The organism is Caulobacter sp. 10L414 (assembly GCF_056395525.1).
On the sequence record NZ_JBFTJR010000019.1, the window covers coordinates 31,058 to 47,057 of the forward strand.

The 16,000-nt window shown below is 67.8% G+C and carries 16 protein-coding genes and 1 tRNA gene; 9 read left to right on the plus strand and 8 right to left on the minus strand.

All coding sequences use genetic code 11. The features are described from left to right. The first annotated feature begins 3 nt into the window (after positions 1–3). Positions 4–1,053: a glycosyltransferase gene (locus tag AC1DCG_RS09925; protein ID WP_477030206.1), complete on the plus strand. Its 1,050-nt coding sequence runs from the start codon at positions 4–6 to the stop codon at positions 1,051–1,053. A gap of 42 nt (positions 1,054–1,095) precedes the next feature. Continuing rightward, a tRNA-Met gene (locus AC1DCG_RS09930) sits at positions 1,096–1,172 on the plus strand. Positions 1,173–1,213: 41 nt separating this feature from the next. Here the strand turns inward: AC1DCG_RS09930 and AC1DCG_RS09935 are convergent. The 3 genes from AC1DCG_RS09935 to AC1DCG_RS09945 all read right to left on the minus strand — a co-directional run bounded on the left by AC1DCG_RS09935 (position 1,214) and on the right by AC1DCG_RS09945 (position 3,160). Further along, positions 1,214–1,741, minus strand: a complete 528-nt coding sequence (locus AC1DCG_RS09935; protein ID WP_477030205.1) for a hypothetical protein — start codon at positions 1,739–1,741, stop codon at positions 1,214–1,216. 5 nt (positions 1,742–1,746) lie between these two features. Next, a complete protein-coding gene (locus tag AC1DCG_RS09940; RefSeq protein WP_477030204.1) occupies positions 1,747–2,136 on the minus strand; it encodes a helix-turn-helix domain-containing protein in 390 nt (129 codons plus the stop codon). 121 nt (positions 2,137–2,257) lie between these two features. Continuing rightward, complete coding sequence (locus AC1DCG_RS09945; protein ID WP_165257680.1) at positions 2,258–3,160, minus strand: PAS domain-containing protein; 903 nt, start codon at positions 3,158–3,160, stop codon at positions 2,258–2,260. A 262-nt stretch (positions 3,161–3,422) separates the two neighbouring features. Here AC1DCG_RS09945 and AC1DCG_RS09950 point away from each other — a divergent pair, with 262 nt between their 5' ends. The 4 genes from AC1DCG_RS09950 to AC1DCG_RS09965 all read left to right on the plus strand — a co-directional run bounded on the left by AC1DCG_RS09950 (position 3,423) and on the right by AC1DCG_RS09965 (position 6,337). Further along, positions 3,423–3,848 carry a TadE/TadG family type IV pilus assembly protein gene (locus AC1DCG_RS09950; RefSeq protein ID WP_165257679.1) on the plus strand — a complete coding sequence of 142 codons (426 nt, stop codon included), beginning with the start codon at positions 3,423–3,425 and terminating at the stop codon, positions 3,846–3,848. A 3-nt stretch (positions 3,849–3,851) separates the two neighbouring features. Next, positions 3,852–5,498, plus strand: coding sequence for a pilus assembly protein TadG-related protein (locus tag AC1DCG_RS09955; protein ID WP_477036535.1), 1,647 nt, complete (start codon positions 3,852–3,854; stop codon positions 5,496–5,498). Positions 5,499–5,536: 38 nt separating this feature from the next. Beyond that, positions 5,537–5,887, plus strand: a complete 351-nt coding sequence (locus AC1DCG_RS09960; RefSeq protein WP_240903411.1) for a hypothetical protein — start codon at positions 5,537–5,539, stop codon at positions 5,885–5,887. Positions 5,888–5,983: 96 nt separating this feature from the next. Next, positions 5,984–6,337, plus strand: coding sequence for a PilZ domain-containing protein (locus AC1DCG_RS09965; RefSeq protein WP_477030202.1), 354 nt, complete (start codon positions 5,984–5,986; stop codon positions 6,335–6,337). A 73-nt stretch (positions 6,338–6,410) separates the two neighbouring features. Here the strand turns inward: AC1DCG_RS09965 and AC1DCG_RS09970 are convergent, their stop codons facing one another. The 5 genes from AC1DCG_RS09970 to AC1DCG_RS09990 all read right to left on the minus strand — a co-directional run bounded on the left by AC1DCG_RS09970 (position 6,411) and on the right by AC1DCG_RS09990 (position 13,603). After that, a complete protein-coding gene (locus AC1DCG_RS09970) occupies positions 6,411–6,842 on the minus strand; it encodes a helix-turn-helix domain-containing protein (RefSeq protein ID WP_058348070.1) in 432 nt (143 codons plus the stop codon). A gap of 111 nt (positions 6,843–6,953) precedes the next feature. Next, positions 6,954–7,775: an acyl-homoserine-lactone synthase gene (locus AC1DCG_RS09975; RefSeq protein ID WP_477041470.1), complete on the minus strand. Its 822-nt coding sequence runs from the start codon at positions 7,773–7,775 to the stop codon at positions 6,954–6,956. Between the two features lie 274 nt (positions 7,776–8,049). Further along, positions 8,050–8,778: a helix-turn-helix transcriptional regulator gene (locus AC1DCG_RS09980; protein WP_477030201.1), complete on the minus strand. Its 729-nt coding sequence runs from the start codon at positions 8,776–8,778 to the stop codon at positions 8,050–8,052. A 167-nt stretch (positions 8,779–8,945) separates the two neighbouring features. Next, on the minus strand, positions 8,946–10,469 hold the full coding sequence (locus tag AC1DCG_RS09985) for a response regulator (protein ID WP_477030200.1): 1,524 nt from the start codon (positions 10,467–10,469) through the stop codon (positions 8,946–8,948). A gap of 143 nt (positions 10,470–10,612) precedes the next feature. Further along, positions 10,613–13,603, minus strand: a complete 2,991-nt coding sequence (locus AC1DCG_RS09990; RefSeq protein WP_477041471.1) for a TonB-dependent receptor — start codon at positions 13,601–13,603, stop codon at positions 10,613–10,615. Positions 13,604–14,077: 474 nt separating this feature from the next. On the opposite strand from AC1DCG_RS09990, the gene queC reads away from it, so the two are divergent. The 3 genes from queC to AC1DCG_RS10005 all read left to right on the plus strand — a co-directional run bounded on the left by queC (position 14,078) and on the right by AC1DCG_RS10005 (position 15,890). Continuing rightward, positions 14,078–14,821, plus strand: coding sequence for a 7-cyano-7-deazaguanine synthase QueC (gene queC / locus AC1DCG_RS09995; RefSeq protein ID WP_477030198.1), 744 nt, complete (start codon positions 14,078–14,080; stop codon positions 14,819–14,821). Further along, positions 14,818–15,450, plus strand: coding sequence for a 7-carboxy-7-deazaguanine synthase (gene queE, locus AC1DCG_RS10000; protein WP_477030197.1), 633 nt, complete (start codon positions 14,818–14,820; stop codon positions 15,448–15,450). The genes queC and queE overlap by 4 nt, the downstream gene beginning before the upstream one ends. Positions 15,451–15,521: 71 nt before the next feature. Further along, entirely contained in the window at positions 15,522–15,890 is a 369-nt protein-coding gene (locus AC1DCG_RS10005) for a 6-pyruvoyl trahydropterin synthase family protein (protein WP_109099966.1), read from the plus strand. Positions 15,891–16,000 lie beyond the last annotated feature (110 nt).

The following is a 16,000-nucleotide window of genomic DNA, read 5'->3' on the forward strand; positions in this document are numbered from 1 at the left end:
GCCTTGACCGCCATCCTGCACGCCATGCTTGGCAAGGGTCTGGGCGGCCTGGAGCAGGTGTTTCTCGACTATCAGCCGATCCTGGAGACCTGGGCCGCGCGTCGGGGCGGGATCTGCGCCGGCGTGGTCCGGTCGGGAGGCGCGGTGGCCAAGGCCCAGGCCGGCCGCAGCTCGCCGCTGCTGTCGATGCCGGCCCATACCGACTGGGATCCGATCACCCTGGGCGCGGCCCGCAGGATCGTGAAGGCTGTCCAGCCGACCATCATCCTCAGCCACGGCCAGCGCCCGGCCCGCCTGTTCGAGAAGGCCGCGCCGAAGCAGGCGCGCCTGGCCATCTGCGTGCATAAGCCGGTGTTCGAGGTCGAGACCACGCGCACCGATTACATCTGCGTGGGCCGGCATCTGGCCGACCTGGCGATCGAGCGCGGGATCCCGGCGAGCCGCGTGCACTTCGTGCCCAACGCCGTGAAGATCCCCGCCGTGCTGGCCCAGCCGTTCGCCGACGCCGGCCGGCCGCCGCGCATCGTCGCCGCCGGCCGCCTGCACCCCAAGAAGGGCTTCGACGTGCTGGTCGCCGCCGCGGCTCTGCTGCGTGACCGGGGCCTGTCGTTCGAGGTCGAGATCGCCGGCGAGGGCGACGAGCGCGGCAGGCTCGAAGGGCTGATCGGCGAGCATGGCCTTGGCGAGCGTGTGCGCCTCGTGGGCTGGCGCGACGCCTCGGCCTTCCTGGCCACGGGAGACGTCTTCGCCTTCCCGTCCTACCAGGAGGGGTTCCCGCTGGTGCTGCTGGAGGCCATGGCCGTGGGCCTGCCCGTCGCGGCCAGCGCCATTCCCGGTCCGGACGAAATGATCCTTGAAGGCGTCAGCGGCCGCCTGACCGCGCCGGGCGATCCGGTAGCCCTGGCCGACGCCCTGGCCGCCCTGATCGCCGATCCGGCCGCCTCGGCCGCCCTGGGCCGCAAGGCCCGCGAGGCGGTGCTGGCCGACTATGGTCCCGACAGCCTGGCCAGGCGTTTGAGCGCAGTTGTGGATGAGATCGCAAACCGGGCTTGAAGCCCGCCCCGGTTTGCGCTTATAAGCCCGCTCCGCTTCGGCGGCTGGGTAGCTCAGATGGTTAGAGCGGTGGATTCATAACCCACAGGTCGGCGGTTCGATCCCGCCCCCAGCCACCAACGGTTCAGGTTCCTGAGGAACCTTGCATCGCTTCCTCCCACTAATTCGACTTAATCCGCTTGTCAGTGACGGGTGGGGTCAGTGTGCTTGAGATCGGCGAAGCGAACTGTTTGTCGTATTGGACTTTGCTTATCCTGATTACTGCTTCGACTGAGCCCCACGACGCCAGAAGCGTGACGGCGAAGACGGGAATCGCAATCACCAGCACCTTGATCCGTTGGCGCAGCGACATCGTCGCCGCGTGCGGTCCGGTAAGCTTGGCGAACTCCGCGAAGCGCGCCAGGAGCGTGCCAACAATCCAGTAGGCCAAGCAGAGGGCGGATGCCCCTACGACGAGCTTCAGCCAAAGCTGGTCGTATCCGTTCGCTAGAACAGCGAGCGCGGAAAGTAGCGCAATTCGCGACAGCGCGTCGAAAAGCAACTTGGCCCAGTCGTCGATCTGCTTGGCGGTGACGATCTTGGCTTCTGTAGGTTGCACGATGATTCTCTCCTTGAGGGTGAGTTTTCGTGCTTCCGTCGTGCTTAAGGTTGAGCCAAGCGACTTGGTGAACGGGAAAGCCGTCCACAACGCGCTCAGCTCGCCGCCTTGTCTTCGGTCGCGTACACCGTCGCCAGGCGGAAGAGCTCGTTGCGCACCGGCTCGGGCAGGGTGACGGCGGCTTCCATGAACGGCGTGGCCTCGCGGAGGCTCATGAAGCGGGCGATCAGGCTTTCGCCGCCGCCGGCCACGACGTCGACGCCCTCGAACAGCGCGCCGACCGGCAGCGACAGCGCCCGTGACACCTCGACCAGCTTGGAGGCGCTGATCCGGTTCTCGCCGGTCTCGTACTTCTGGATCTGCTGAAAGGTCAGGCCCAGAGCCGCCCCCAGTTCCTCCTGCGAGACGCCGGCCGCGCGGCGATGGGCGCGGATCATCGCGCCGACATGCCGGTCGATCGGGTGCGGAGGAGGCGGGGGCGCCATGACGTCATTTCCGTATACGAAAATCAACGTTTTGGCTTTGCCTCGCGGGCGTCGAAAAAACAAGCGCTTAGGCCGCGACGGCCGCGCGAATGTTCCGTTCGGTCAAGTTCGTTCCGGCCGATCAGGCCGACAGCACCGCCAGCACCCCCTCGGGAACGCCGTCGCGGCGCACCGTGGCCAGGGCCAGTTCGACCGTTCGCTCGGCCCCGTCCTTGACCAGCAGGGTCACGGGCAGGCGGCCGGGGGCGTCGCCCTGCAGGGCGTGCTCGACGGCCTGGGTCAGGGCGCGGCGCTCGGCCGGGCGGACGATGTCGCTGAGCCGGCAGTCGCGCAGCTCGGCCTCGGAGAAGCCGGTCAGCCGCAGGAAGTCGGCGTCCATCGAGGCCAGCACCCCGCGAATGTTGAGCCTGGCCGTGGCCACGCCGGGCAGCACCGACAGGGCCGTCTCCAGCGCCGCGGCGCGGTCGAGGCGCGCGCGCAGGTCGCGTTCCTCGGTGCGGTTGACGAACAGGGCGGCCACGCCGCCGGGGTAGGGGAACACCCGCACCCCGAAGCAGCGACCCGACTGCACGGTCGATTCCGACTCGAACTCCAGCGTCTCGCCCGTGCGCAGCACGCGGCGGAACTGCTCGCCGATCAGGGCCTGCACGGGGGCGCTGAACACCTCCGTCCAAGCCAGTCCGACCAGCTGGGCGGCGCTGGCGCCCTTCAGGTCCTCGAACACGGCGTTGACGGCGGTGATCCGTAGGTCGGGATCCAGCGCCACGAACGCCTCGTTGAGGTGGCCCAGTATGGCCGAGCGGGCCGTCTCCGCCGTCTGCAGGGCGGAGTCGTTGTCGAAGCCCGCCGGGCCCTCGGCCAGGCCGGCCGCGGCGTAGTGCTCGGCCGAGATCATCACCACGCGCGGTCGCCCGTGGTGAGTCACGATCACCGGTCCGGACAGGGCCACATCCTGCCACTGGCCGAAATTTCTGCTGATTTCCCCGGCGGTCACCCTGGCCGGTGCGATGTCGCGCGACTTCATGTCACCCTCTCCAGATCCACGCAAAATCCGGACGCTCCGCAATCGCCGAAACAAACTCTCGGAATGGTTGGTTGGTTGCCACTTAAAGTTACCGCCACGCGAGTCTGGGGACAACGGTGTTATCCCAGCGGCACAACGTCGCAGTACGGCCAAGTTCTCAACTACGCGAACTTCAAATAACGCGGATTTTCCGTGAGAACTCGCTGACAGCCAAGGTCGACTTACGCTCAGGGCGCAACCGAGAGGATGTGCGGAGGCGACCATGGACAAGCAGCAGTTCTTCCAGAGGTTTGGCGCGGATCGGGCGGGCACCGCCCTGGTCGAGTTCGCCCTCGTGTGTCCGATGCTCATCATCCTGGTGGTGGGGATGCTCGGCTGGGGGTCATACTTCTGGATGGCTCACTCGGTGCAGCAGGTCGCCAACGACGCCGCGCGGGCGGCCGTGGCCGGGCTGACGGGGGCCGAGCGCGCCACGCTGGCCAAGGCCGCCGCGGCCGAGGGCGCCGCCGACTATGCCGGCCTCGACAGCGCCCTGGTGAAGACCACCGTCACCGAGCGTCCCGACCGCACCGTGGTGTCGGTTTCCTACGACGCCTCCAAGACCGTCGTCTTCGCCTTCGACAAGATCGCGCCGATGCCGTCGAGCATGATCACGCGCCAGGCCTCGGTTCGCCTGGGAGGCTACTGAATGATGCGTCATTGGCTTCGCAACCAGGACGGCGGCGTGGCGATCATCGCCGCGGCCGCCCTGACCGGGGGTGTCGGCCTGGCCGCCATGGCCGTCGACCTGGGCTCGGTCTATCTGCAATCGCGCCGCCTGCAGGGCGTGGCCGACCTGGCGGCGCTGGCCGCCGCCGGCGACATCGCCCGCGCCCAGGCCGCCGCCAACGCCACGGTCGAGGTCAACCCGATCGGCGGAACCACGAAGGCCAGCGTCGCCCGGGGCCGCTATGATCCCCGCGCCAAGGGCGGACCCAGCCAGCGCTTCCAGCCCAGCGAGGCCGAGCCGGACGCCGCCCGGGTCACGCTGGAAGGCGAGGCCAACCTCTTCTTCGCCCAGGCCCTGCTGGGCAAGAAGTCGATCCCGATCCGGCGCGAGGCGACCGCCACGCGCGCCGACCTGGCCAGCTTCTCGATCGGCACGCGTCTGGCTAGCCTGGACGCCGGGGTCGCCAACGCCCTGCTGACCGGCCTGACCGGCAGCAAGGTCAGCCTGTCGGTGATGGACTACGACGCCCTGGTCCAGGCCGATGTCGACCTGTTCGACTATCTCGACGCGCTCGACACCAAGCTGGGGATCAACGCCGCCAGCTATGACGACCTGCTGGCCACCAACGTGAAGACCGGCAAGGCCCTGTCGGTGCTGGCCGACGTGCTGAACGCCGCCGGCGACAGCCGCGCGGCCAGCGCCGCCACCGTGCTGGCCTCGGCCACCGCCTCGAGCGAGAGCGTCAAGCTCAGCACCCTGGTCGACCTTGGCCCCTATGGCGGCCAGGACCACGTGGCCGGCGGCTCCAGCGCCGGGATCGGCACCGACGCCATGCAGCTGGCCAACGCCATGCTGATGCTCAGCAACGGCGCGCGGCAGGTGCAGCTCGATCTGGGGACCGCCGTTCCGGGCCTGGCCGACGTCGACGCCTGGCTGGCCATCGGCGAGCCGATGAACAACTCGCCCTACATGACCGTCACCCAGGACAAGTCGGTGGTCATCCGCACCGCCCAGACGCGCCTCTATGTCGAGGCCAAGCTGCTGGGCTCGGGCATCCTGGGCGGCGTGGCGCAGGTCAAGGTGCCGCTGCTGGTCGAGCTGGCCTCGGGCGAGGCCAAGCTGGCCGCGCTGGACTGCAAGGGCCGCACGACCACCCTGGCGGTCAAGCCCAGCGTCGGCTCGCTGACCATCGGCCAAGTCGACACTAGCAAGCTGTCGAACTTCAAGGTCGGCCTGACCCCGACCAAGGGCCGCATCGTCCAGGCGCCGCTGTTCACGGTGGACGGCTCGTCCAAGGTCGACCTGGGCGGGGCGACGTTCCGCAACGTGGTGTTCAGCAGCGCCGACGTGAAGGCCGGCACGGTCAAGACCGTGAAGACCAACGACCTGGTCTCGACCACCGTGGCCACCCTGGTCGGCAACCTGTCGCTGGACGTGAACCTGCTGGGCCTGCAGCTGGGCCTGGGCGAGTCTTCGATCCTGGCCGCCCTGAAGCCCGTGCTTTCGGCCGCCGCCGCGCCGCTGGACGTGGCGATCAACCGCCTGACCGCGCTGGTCGGCGTGGGCCTGGGCGAGGCCGACGTGCGCGCCAACGGCATGCGCTGCGGCGCCCCGGCCCTGGTGGCCTGATGATTTCGTACCTCGAGGAAGGAAAGCGTAGTTCAGTCATGTCCAGGAAGTCGTCGCAGCAGGGACCGGTCCAGTCGCAAGGGCAGGGGCAGTCGTGGCCGGGTCTGGGGGATGCGCCCGAGGACGCGCCCGCCGGGCCGTTCGGCCGCCGCGGGGTCTCCGACGCCGAACTCGCCACGCCGTCGGTGCTGCACTCGACCTTCCAGCCGCCCAGCATCCGCGCCCGCCTGCACGTGCTGTGCGCCCTCTACGCCCATACCCCGTCGCCGGCGCGCCGCCTGGAGTTGCTCGACAGCCTGGAGGGCCAGGTGCTGGAACTGGCGCACCTGATGGCGCTGGACCTGCTGAGCAATGGCTGGCGTCCCGAGCCGGGACGCGACGCGGCCTGATCCGTCCCCCGAACCGTCCACGGCCAAGCTTAGGTAAACGGCGGAAAAACCGTCTAAGCCGACGACCGATTAACCGCGCCATGCGTTGTTGAGGTCATGTCGAGGTTTGATTCAGGCTCGGGGGACGATCGCCGCGCTTCGCCGCGCCTGAACACCAACAGGTCGGGCAAGGTGCTGTGCGGCGCCTTCGCCTGGGACTGCGTGATCAAGGACGTGTCCGACGGCGGCGCCCGCGTCCTGATGCTGTCGGGATCGACCCCGCCGGCCAACGTGCAACTGATCGACCTGGTCGGGGGCTTCGCCCACGACGTGAAGGTGGCCTGGCGCAAGGATCGCGAACTGGGCCTGACCTTCCTGCGCAGCCATGACCTGCGCGGCCTGGCGCCGGCCAGCCTGCAGACGGCCAAGCGGATCTGGCTGGCGGCGCAGAGCCGCGCCAGCACCGGCTGAGCATGTCCCATAGAAAAAGCCTCGCCTGGGGGAGGCGAGGCTCTTCTAAGCTTTTACTCGGTGATCGCGAAGATCAGGCGTCGGCGCGGGCGGCTTCCTCGGCCATGGCGCGGACGAGATCCAGCACCTGGCGGCGGACGCGGCCGCGGTTGATCTTCGGGAACACTTCGGCCAGTTCCAGGCCTTCCGGCGTGGTCAGGAATTCCTGGACGACGCGTTCGGCGTGGTGACCGACTTCATCCTCTTCGGCGCCGCTCATCGGGTCGGCCAGGCCGTCGAAGAAGAAGGAGACCGGCACCTGAAGGGTGCGGGCGATCTCGTACAGTTTCGAAGCGCTGACGCGGTTGGCGCCACGCTCGTACTTTTGGACCTGCTGGAACGTCAGGCCCAGGGAATCGGCCAGTTGCTCCTGGCTCACGCCCAACAGCTTGCGACGCATACGGACTCGACCGCCGACGTGCAGATCGACCGGGTTGGGTCGCCGGCCTTCGGTTTCTTCACTCAACTTTTTCGCCTCCAACGGTTGTTTGTGTAAAATGACACGACCGGGACGTTGGCGATAGCCGAGCTAGGGCAGGTGCGGCGCTACGTCGCTGAGGTGGAGCTTGAGCTCCGCCTAAGCGTTAAGCTGAAACTCCGATTTCTGGCCGCGATCGTTCCAGATCCGTCGAGCCTGGCCGCTGGCGTCGTGCAAGCGGTACAGCGCTTCGGCGGAAAGGGTTTCGTCACGCTCCGAACCCGGAAGAATCTGGGGCGTCATCGCCCGCAGCACCTGACGCTGCACGGCGGCGAGATCGCCGAAGGCCCGCAGGTCGAGTTCGTCGACGTGATAGCCGACCGTCGATTCGATGGCGATCGATTCGCGGACCCGWTGAAGCAATTCTTTCGACAGGAGAATTTCCGAGCCGGCGACGACGCCGAACTCGTAGGGGCGCGGCAGRCCGACCAGGCGCGTGTCGATCGGCGAGTTCATGATGCCGGGGTAGAGCGCCATGTCGATCATGCCCACGAAGCGGGTCACGTTGTTGACCAGCGCCAGCTCCATGGCCGCGGCCCAGGCCTCGAACACCCGGGTCCCCCGACCCGGACCCTTCTTGGCGCGATAGGCCTCGGTCGTGAACAGGCGGCTGGCTTCCCAGACGTCGCAGCCCTTCTTGGGCGTCTCGCCGGGAGCGATCAGGTGGGCGAACTTGTCGGCCAGCATGCAGCGGTCGTCGGTGGGCCGCAGGCGCAGGCCGACCTCCAGCTGCATGTCTTCATCGAAGCCCAGCAGGTAGATGGCGCGGGAGTCGTCGTAGTCGTCGACCTCCCCGCCGTCGAGCACGACCAGGTCGACCCAGCCGTTCTTCTCGACGCACTGCTTGCGGCGTTCCTCGTGCATGGCCCACAGCTGGGGCCCGTAGAGGTGGCGGTTCTCGCAGGTGATGATGTGGATCATGGCTGTCCCCCGTTCTGGACAGCCCGCATTAGGCGGCATGATCCGCCCAATCGCCGATAGGCCAAACGGCCTATGCGACGCGCCGCCCCAGTCCGTGCGGCCATTACCAATGAGTGGAGGGGGCGCTTCTGTGCGCTGACGCACACCTTGGCGCAAAAGGGCTTCGCCAGGCAACGCGACGCACGCGCCAAGCGATATGTCGAATATCTAACAGATGATCGACACGCATTCAAGGTTGTGAAATTTCATACTCCAGCCTTGCGCGCGTAGGCGCTCAGCCGGCCTTCAGCAGGCCCAGCTCGCCGGCCTTCATCACCGCTTCCTGCCGCTTGACCACGCCCAGGCGCTTCTTGGCGGCTTCGATGTGGTGGTGGACGGTGCGGGGCGACAGCTCGAGGATCGCGCCGATCTCCCAGTCGGTCTTGCCGCGGCTGGCCCAGTACAGGCATTCGGCCTGGCGCTCGGAGATCACGCCGTAGTCAGGCTTGTCGTCCTGCATTTCCCAGTGCTTGAGCATGATGGTGCCGAACACCGTGGCCAGGCTCTCGACCACGGCTCGGTTGGCCGGGTCGGTGTCGGGCGCGGCCGTCGACATGCGGATCAGCACCTCGTGGCCGGCCGGGCCGAACACCCGCACCACATAGCCGTCGTTCATGCCGAACTCGGAGGCCTCGCCCCACATGGCCTGGGCGCGCTGGTCGCCCAGGGGCTTGGCGTCGGACCAGGCGAAGGACTTGCTGGATTTCAGCAGCAGCTTGACGCAGGGGTCGTGGACGACGTGACGCTCGCCCCAGTAGCGCGCGTCCCAGGCCTCGAAGTCCTGGCGCGACAGGGCCGGCGGCTCCTTGCCGTAGCGCTCGGCGTTGACCAGGGTGGCGGCGAAGCGGTCGTAGCCGAAGGCGGACAGGGCGCGCCCGAAATGCGCTTCGACATCGGCCGGCGCATCATAATGCGGCGCCTTACTCAGGAACTCCCAAGCCTGCTGTTCGGCCGAATTCAACACGAGGCTATCGTCTCCCGCTCCCTCATCAACTTAGAGCTACCCTGGCGATAGCGCCAGTAGCGGCGTCGATGTGTCGCGGGCTTTACTCAAGGCAACACTAGAGACAACTTCCCGTAGTCGTGCTTTCGCAAAAGTTGAGGCGATCGTATACTGACCGGATGGGCCGCTCAGGCGGCTTCCTGCTCGTCCTCGCCGCCCAGCAGGGCGCTCAGCACGATGGCCAGGCGCTCGGGCTTGATCGGCTTTTCGACCACGTCCTGCATGCCGGCGGCCAGGTAGACGGCGACGTCCTCGGGGCCGGCGTTGGCGGTCAGGGCGACGATCGGCGCCGCGCCGGCCGGGCCGGACAGTTCGCGGATGGCGCGGGTGGCGGCCACCCCGTCCATGCGCGGCATCTTGATGTCCATCAGGATCAGGTCGAAGCGGCCCGTGCGGGCGGCCTCGACGGCCTCGACGCCGTCGGCGACCTGCTCGGAGGTGCAGTCGAACATCTCGCACAGCGCCTCGGCGACCATGCGGTTGGTGGCGTTGTCGTCGACGATCAGGATGTGGGCCGGGCGCGCCGAGACGCTGATGTCCTCGTCCTGGACGGTTTCGACCTGCGCGGCCGGGGCGGTGAGGGCGAAGCGCAGGGTCAGGCCCGCGCCGCGGTTGGGCTCGGCGCGCACCTGGCCGCCCATCTCGCGCAGCACACGGTGAGCCAGGGCCATGCCGACGCCCAGAGCCATCTCGGCCCGGTCGTCCATGCGGCCTTCGCCCAGCGGGTCGAACACGCGGGCCAGGCGTTCCTCGGCAGTGACCGAGGCGGCGTTGTCGCGCACGTCGCCTTCCAGGCGCAGGCTACCGTCGTCGAGGCGGGCCCGCAGGCTGGCTTCGATGACGCCGCGGCCGTGGGCCAGGGCGCCGTCGATCAGCGCGTCGAACACCTGCAGCAGGCGCGAGGGATCGACCAGGGCCGCGGCCTCGGGATCGCCGTCGTAGGAGAACAGAAGGGTCGAGCCGCCCTCGGCGGCGCGCGGCGCCCAGCGGGCCTCGACCGCGTCGGCCAGGTCGCGCAGGCGGGTCGGTTCGGGCGACAGCGCCAGGCCGCCGGTGGCGGCGCGGTGCAGGTCCATGGCCCGGCCGAGGATCTCGCTCATGTCGCGGCTGGTGTCGCTGATGGCGCGCACGCAGGCGGCCGCGTCGGGCGCCAGCCGCTGCTGTTCCAGCCGGTCGGTGAAGGCCTGGACGCCGTCCAGGTGCAGGCCGATGTCGTGCGCCATGCGCTCGACCAGGCCCATCGCCTCGCGGGCTTCGCGCTGCTTGCGGCGGTGCGAGGCCAGCAGCGAGGCCAGGCCGCCGACGCCGGCGTAGAAGCCTTCGTCATCGACGGCGACGAAGGCGGTGCGGAAGACGGGAGTGGCGCTCTGGGCCAGGGCGTCGACGAAGACGCCGGGCTCCATAGACACGCGCACGCTGCGCGGGTCGGGGTCCATGATCTCCGAGACGGGGCGTTCGTTCAGGTGCTCGGCCGCGACCAGCATCTGGCCGACGAAGACGTCGCGATAGACAAGGCCGATCGGCGCGCCGTCCTGCGTCACCGCCAGGGCGGCGAGGGCCGGTTCGCTCGCGAAGATCTCCAGCACCATCCTGCAGGTGATGCTTGGGTCGACCGGATCGCGGCGATCGATGAGGCGGGCGAGCGTTTCCATGCGGCCGGGGGCTGGGCGTCGGGGAATTCACAGCTTGGACGACTTGGCCTTGCAGAGTCGTTAAGTCACAGCGCTGAAAGCAAAAGGGGCGGCGGATTTGCATCCGCCGCCCCCCTTCTCGAGCCGATCCGGCCCGATCAGGTTCACCAGGTCTTGGTCAGGCTGACCCCGTAGAGGCGCGGTTCCAGCGTGTAGACATTGGTGAACAGGCCCGAGGTGTCGTCGGTGGTGTAGGCGTCGGTGATCGGCGTCTTGTTCAGCAGGTTCTTCACATAGGCGTCGATCGACAGGCCAAGCTCCGGCTTCTCGATCTTGAGCGTCAGGTTGACGTTCTCCCAGGATTTCAGCCGGTCGTACTCGGTGTTGTAGATGCGGGCGTACTGCTCGCTCTGGCGGTAGTAGTCGCCGCGCACGGTGGCGGCCCAGCCCGACGGCAGGTCGAAGGTGTACTGGGCGCCCAGCGACAGGGTCCAGTGCGGCGAGTTGGGCAGTTCGTTGCCCGACAGGTCGGCCGCGCGGCCGTCGATCGAAGCCCCGGCGGCGTAGTTGTAGAGGCCGGTGCTGTTGGCCAGGGTATTGGCCGTCAGCGCCACGGTGACGAGGCCGGTGGCCTGGGCCGGGGTGAAGCCTTGCGAGATCAGCGCCCCGGCCAGGGTCGAGGCCCCCGCCGCAGGGCCGCCGGCCGCCGCCAGGATGGTCTGGACCGCCGTGGCCTGGGCCGCGGTCAGGCCCGCGCCGCCCGAGGCGGTGGGCAGGGTGTAGAGGGTGTTGGCCAGGTTGCTGTAGTAGCTGCTGGCGCCCGTGCCGGGACCGGCGCAGGCCAGCGGAAGGGTGCCGCCCAGGCCCGCCCCGATGATCGTGGCCACGCCGGCGGTGGTCAGCACGCAGTTGCTGCCCAGGGCCGCGGTCGGCCGGGCCGCCTTGACCAGGGTCAGGGCCGGGTCGCTCTGGGTGCGGTTCATGACGTCGATCGAGGTGACGCCCTTGCCGATCTCGGTGTTGAGGTAGCCGACATTGGCGTTCAGGCGCAGGCCCTTGACCGGCTGCCATAGGGTTTCCAGCTCGACGCCCCAGACCTTGGCGTCGATGTTCTCGTTGACCGAGGTGCGGTTGACGATCTTCGAGATCTGGTAGCCCTGGTAGTCGTAGTAGAAGCCCGTGGCGTTCAGCAGCAGGCTGCCGCCCAGCAGGGTGTTCTTGGCCCCGATCTCGTAGGCGTTGACGAATTCCGGCTGGTAGGTCGCCGCCACGCCGGCCACGCCGATGGCCCCTGGCGGGTTGGCGCCGCCGCCCTTGTAGCCCTTGGAATAGAAGGCGTAGAGCAGGGTCTCGTCGGTGAACGGCAGGTTGGCCTTGTAGTCGAAGCCCAGGCGACCGGTCAGTTCCTTGAAGTCCGACTTCTGCTGCGCCGGCGTGCCGGTGATCAGGCCGTATCCGGGGGCGAGCAGGGCGGTCGAGATGTTGTCCGAGGTCTTCTTGTCGTGGGTCTGGCGCAGGCCCAGGGTGAACTTCAGGTCTTCGCTGGCCTGCCAGTAGACCTCGCCGAACAGCGCCRTGGCCTTCAGGTGATAGGGCGTGCGGTTGTCATAGTAGTTGTGGCCCTCGCCCGTCGGATTGGCCGAGGTGTCGATGCCGATGCAGTTGGCCGTGGTCAGCGGGTTGCAGTTCGGATTGCCGGTGTTCTGGAAGTTCAGCGCCAGGGCCGAGATCGTCAGGCCGTTCGACACCACGTAGTAGTCGGTGGTCCCGCGGTAGTCGAAATAGATGCCGCCGATGTTGAAGTTGACCGGCCCGTCGAAGGCCGACTGCAGGCGGAATTCCTGGCTGATCTGCTTGGCGTTGGATTTCGAGATGTCGTAGGTCAGGAAGGTGTTGGCCGTCCCGGTCTGCGGATCGCTGAAGTTGCCGCCCGGCGTCAGGGCCGTGCTGTTGAACGTGCCCGGCGAGATGTTCCGGAAGTAGTCCTGCTTGGAATAGATGTCGCCCGTGCTGATCGAGCTCAGCGACGTGAAGGTCAGCTGGTCGGTGATGTCGTAGGCGAAGTTGAACTGGTAGACGTCCGAGGTCGACCGGTAGATCGGGTCGAAGCGGGTCTCGATCTCGCGCAGGTCCTTGGTCACCGTGTCGCCGGCGTTCAGGTCGCCGCTGGTGAAGCCCACCAGGTTGCCCAGCACGCCGTACAGCGTGCCCGAGGTGTTGACCGTGCCGTAGGCCGCGTTGCTGTAGAGGCTGGCCGAGGCGCAGCCCTGGGTCAGGTAGCGGCGCGACGTGCCGGTGGCGACGCCGCCGACCGTGGCCGGGCCGTCGTCCTTGGTGCACAGCTGCTTGCCGATGCGGGCGCGGTTGTCATCTTCCTTGAAGTGCTCCCACATCAGGTTGACGCGCAGGCGCTCGTTCGGGTTCACCGCCAGGCTGACGCGGGTGGAGTAGAGGTCGCGGTCGTCGACCTTGTGGCCGTTGAAGGTGTTGGTGACGAAGCCGTCGCGCTGCACCAGGGCGCCCGCGATGCGCAGGGCCATCTTCTCCTCGACGATCGGGATGTTGACCATCCCGCGCAGCTTCTTGGTGTCGTAGTTGCCGTACTCGGCGCGGCCCAGGGCCTCGAAGCGGTCGGACGGCTTGGCGGTGATGATGTTGACGACGCCGCCGGTGGCGTTGCGGCCGTACAGCGTGCCCTGCGGGCCGCGCAGCACTTCCACCCGCTCGACGTCGTAGAACTCGGCCTCGAACAGGTTGCTGGCCTGGAGGGGCGCGTTGTTGACGTGCACGCCCACGCCGCTGTCGGCCGAGACGCCGACGCCCTTGGAGCCGATGCCGCGGATCTGGAAGTTGAAGCTGTTGGTGAAGTTGCTCTTGCCAAAGCTGACGTTCGGAATGGCCTGCTGCAGGTTGGGGCCGCCGTCGATCTTCTGGGCTTCCAGGCTGTCCTGGCTGAAGGCCGAGACCGCGATCGGCACGTCCTGGAGGGCTTCCTCCTTCTTCTGGGCGGTGACGACCAGTTCCTCGATCACGTTGTCGGAGGCCGGCTTGGCCGGAACCTGAGTCTGGGCGAAGGCCGGGGCGGCCACGGCGGTCAGCACGGCGGCGGAAGCGCCCATGGCCAAGAGGCGCCGCAAGCGCGGGGTCTGCGTCATTCGAAATCCCTCCCTGGACGCGATGACGCCTTGTTGGCGGCCCCTATCCGCGTCCCGTTGTTTCCTCGTCGCCGCACGTTTTCATTGTCGTATCTCCATTGCGGAGATCGGCGCGCAGGTGTCCGGCAGACCTGCTTCGGCTTTGCGAGATTGCATACTTGCGTTCTTTGGCTGTCAACTGGCGGCGCTGTAAGTAAACAGCGATAGGTTACGGCTTTTCACTTTCCGCAACGTCACCCTATTGTTCAAAGTTCGCGTTTTCGCAGAAATTAGAAAAACGGGTGTATCGCCTGACGCAACGTCAGGCGTGGAGACATGCTGAATACAGCGAGGAAATCTGCTCCCCCACACCGGGTATCTTGGCTCATTCCCGTAAAAGGTACAGCGCAAAACGATGTTTGCTGAGCGCGGCGGCCGTCGCGTGTCCATGCGCCGCCGTTCCAGCCGGGGTCAAGGTCGTGTAGAGGAGCGGGCATGTCCGCATCCCTCACGCCTTCCGCGCCCTCCGGCGCCGCCCTGGTGCTGTTCTCCGGCGGCCAGGACTCCAGCGTCTGCCTGGCCTGGGCGCTCGAGCGCTATGCTCGCGTCGAGACCCTGGGCTTCGACTACGGCCAGCGCCATTCGGTCGAGATGGAGGCCCGCCAGGCCGTCCGTCACCAGGTCGCCGCCCGCTTCCCGCACTGGGCCGATCGCCTGGGCGAGGACCACGTGCTCGACATCCGGAGCTTCGGCGCCGTGGCCCAGTCGGCCCTGACCGCCGACCGCGCCATCGAGATGACCGAGCGCGGCCTGCCGTCGACCTTCGTGCCCGGCCGCAACCTCGTGTTCCTGATCTACGCCGCGGCCCTGGCCGACCGCCGGGGCATCGACGCCCTGGTCGGCGGCATGTGCGAGACCGACTTCTCGGGCTATCCCGACTGCCGCCGCGACACGCTGGACGCCATGCAGAGCGCCATGAACCTGGGCATGGACCGCAATTTCCGCGTCGAGACGCCGCTGATGCACCTGACCAAGGCCCAGACCTGGGCCCTGGCCAAGCTGTTGGGCGGCGAGGATCTGGTCGATCTCATCGTGGTCGAGAGCCACACCTGCTACCAGGGCGAACGCGGCGAGCTTCATCCGTGGGGCCATGGTTGCGGCGAATGTCCCGCCTGCGAGCTGCGCGAAAAGGGCTATGCCGAATGGGACGCGGCCGGGCGCGAGGCGCTGGTCCCGTGACCTATTCCGTCAAGGAGATCTTCCTCACCCTGCAGGGCGAGGGCGGCCAGGCGGGCAAGGCGGCCGTGTTCTGCCGCTTCTCGGGCTGCAACCTGTGGACCGGCCGCGAGCAGGACCGCCACAAGGCCGTCTGCACCTTCTGCGACACCGATTTCGTCGGCACCGACGGCGAGGGCGGCGGCAAGTTCGCCACAGCCGACGCCCTGGCCGCGGCCGTCGAGGCCGCCTGGACCGGCGGCGCGGACGACCGCCTGGTGGTCTGCACCGGCGGCGAGCCGCTGCTGCAGCTGGACGCGGCGATCGTCGAGGCGCTTCACGCGCGCGGTTTCCAGATCGCCATGGAGAGCAACGGCACCCTGCCGGCCATCGACGGCATCGACTGGATCTGCGTCAGCCCCAAGGCCGACGCCCCCGTGGTGCAGACCTCGGGCCAGGAGCTGAAGCTGGTCTTCCCGCAGGAAAAGGCCATGCCCGAGCGCTTCGCGGACATGGATTTCGAGCGCTTCTACCTGCAGCCGATGGACGGCCCGGACCGCGACAGGAACACGCAATTGGCCGTCGCCTATTGCCTTGCCCACCCCAAATGGCGTTTAAGCGTCCAGACACACAAGTATCTCGGCCTGCCCTGATGGATAGGGCGCTCGGTTTGGTGACAGGACCGCGCGCTAGAGCCTCCCAGGCCTAGTCATAAAAGAAGTCCATGTCCGAACCCGTCTTCGAGATCACGAAGGCCGCGCATTTCGATGCGGCCCACTACATTGAACAAGGTCCCGGCGATCACCGCTATCGCCGCCTGCACGGCCACTCGTTCCGCGTCGAGGCCAGCGTCAAGGGCGTCATGCAGCCTGCCGGGTGGGTCGCGGACCTCGAGAGCCTGGACGTCGCGCTCAAGGCCGTCGCCACCGAGCTCGACCATGGCCTGCTCAACGACCGCCCGGGGCTGGAAAGCCCGACCCTGGAGCGCATCTGCCTCTATTTCGCCGAGCGCCTGAAGCCGCAGTTCCCCGGCCTGTCGCGCGTGGTGCTGTCGCGCCCGACCATCGGCGAGAGCTGCGCGCTGACGCTGTAAGGGAACCTCCCCCAGAGGGGGAGGTTCCTCGTCGCCGCGTTCGCTTATCCCCGTCTTTCGCCGCGCGCCCCCTTTCGCGGCGGCGCGGAGTTCGCCACACACGCGCCATG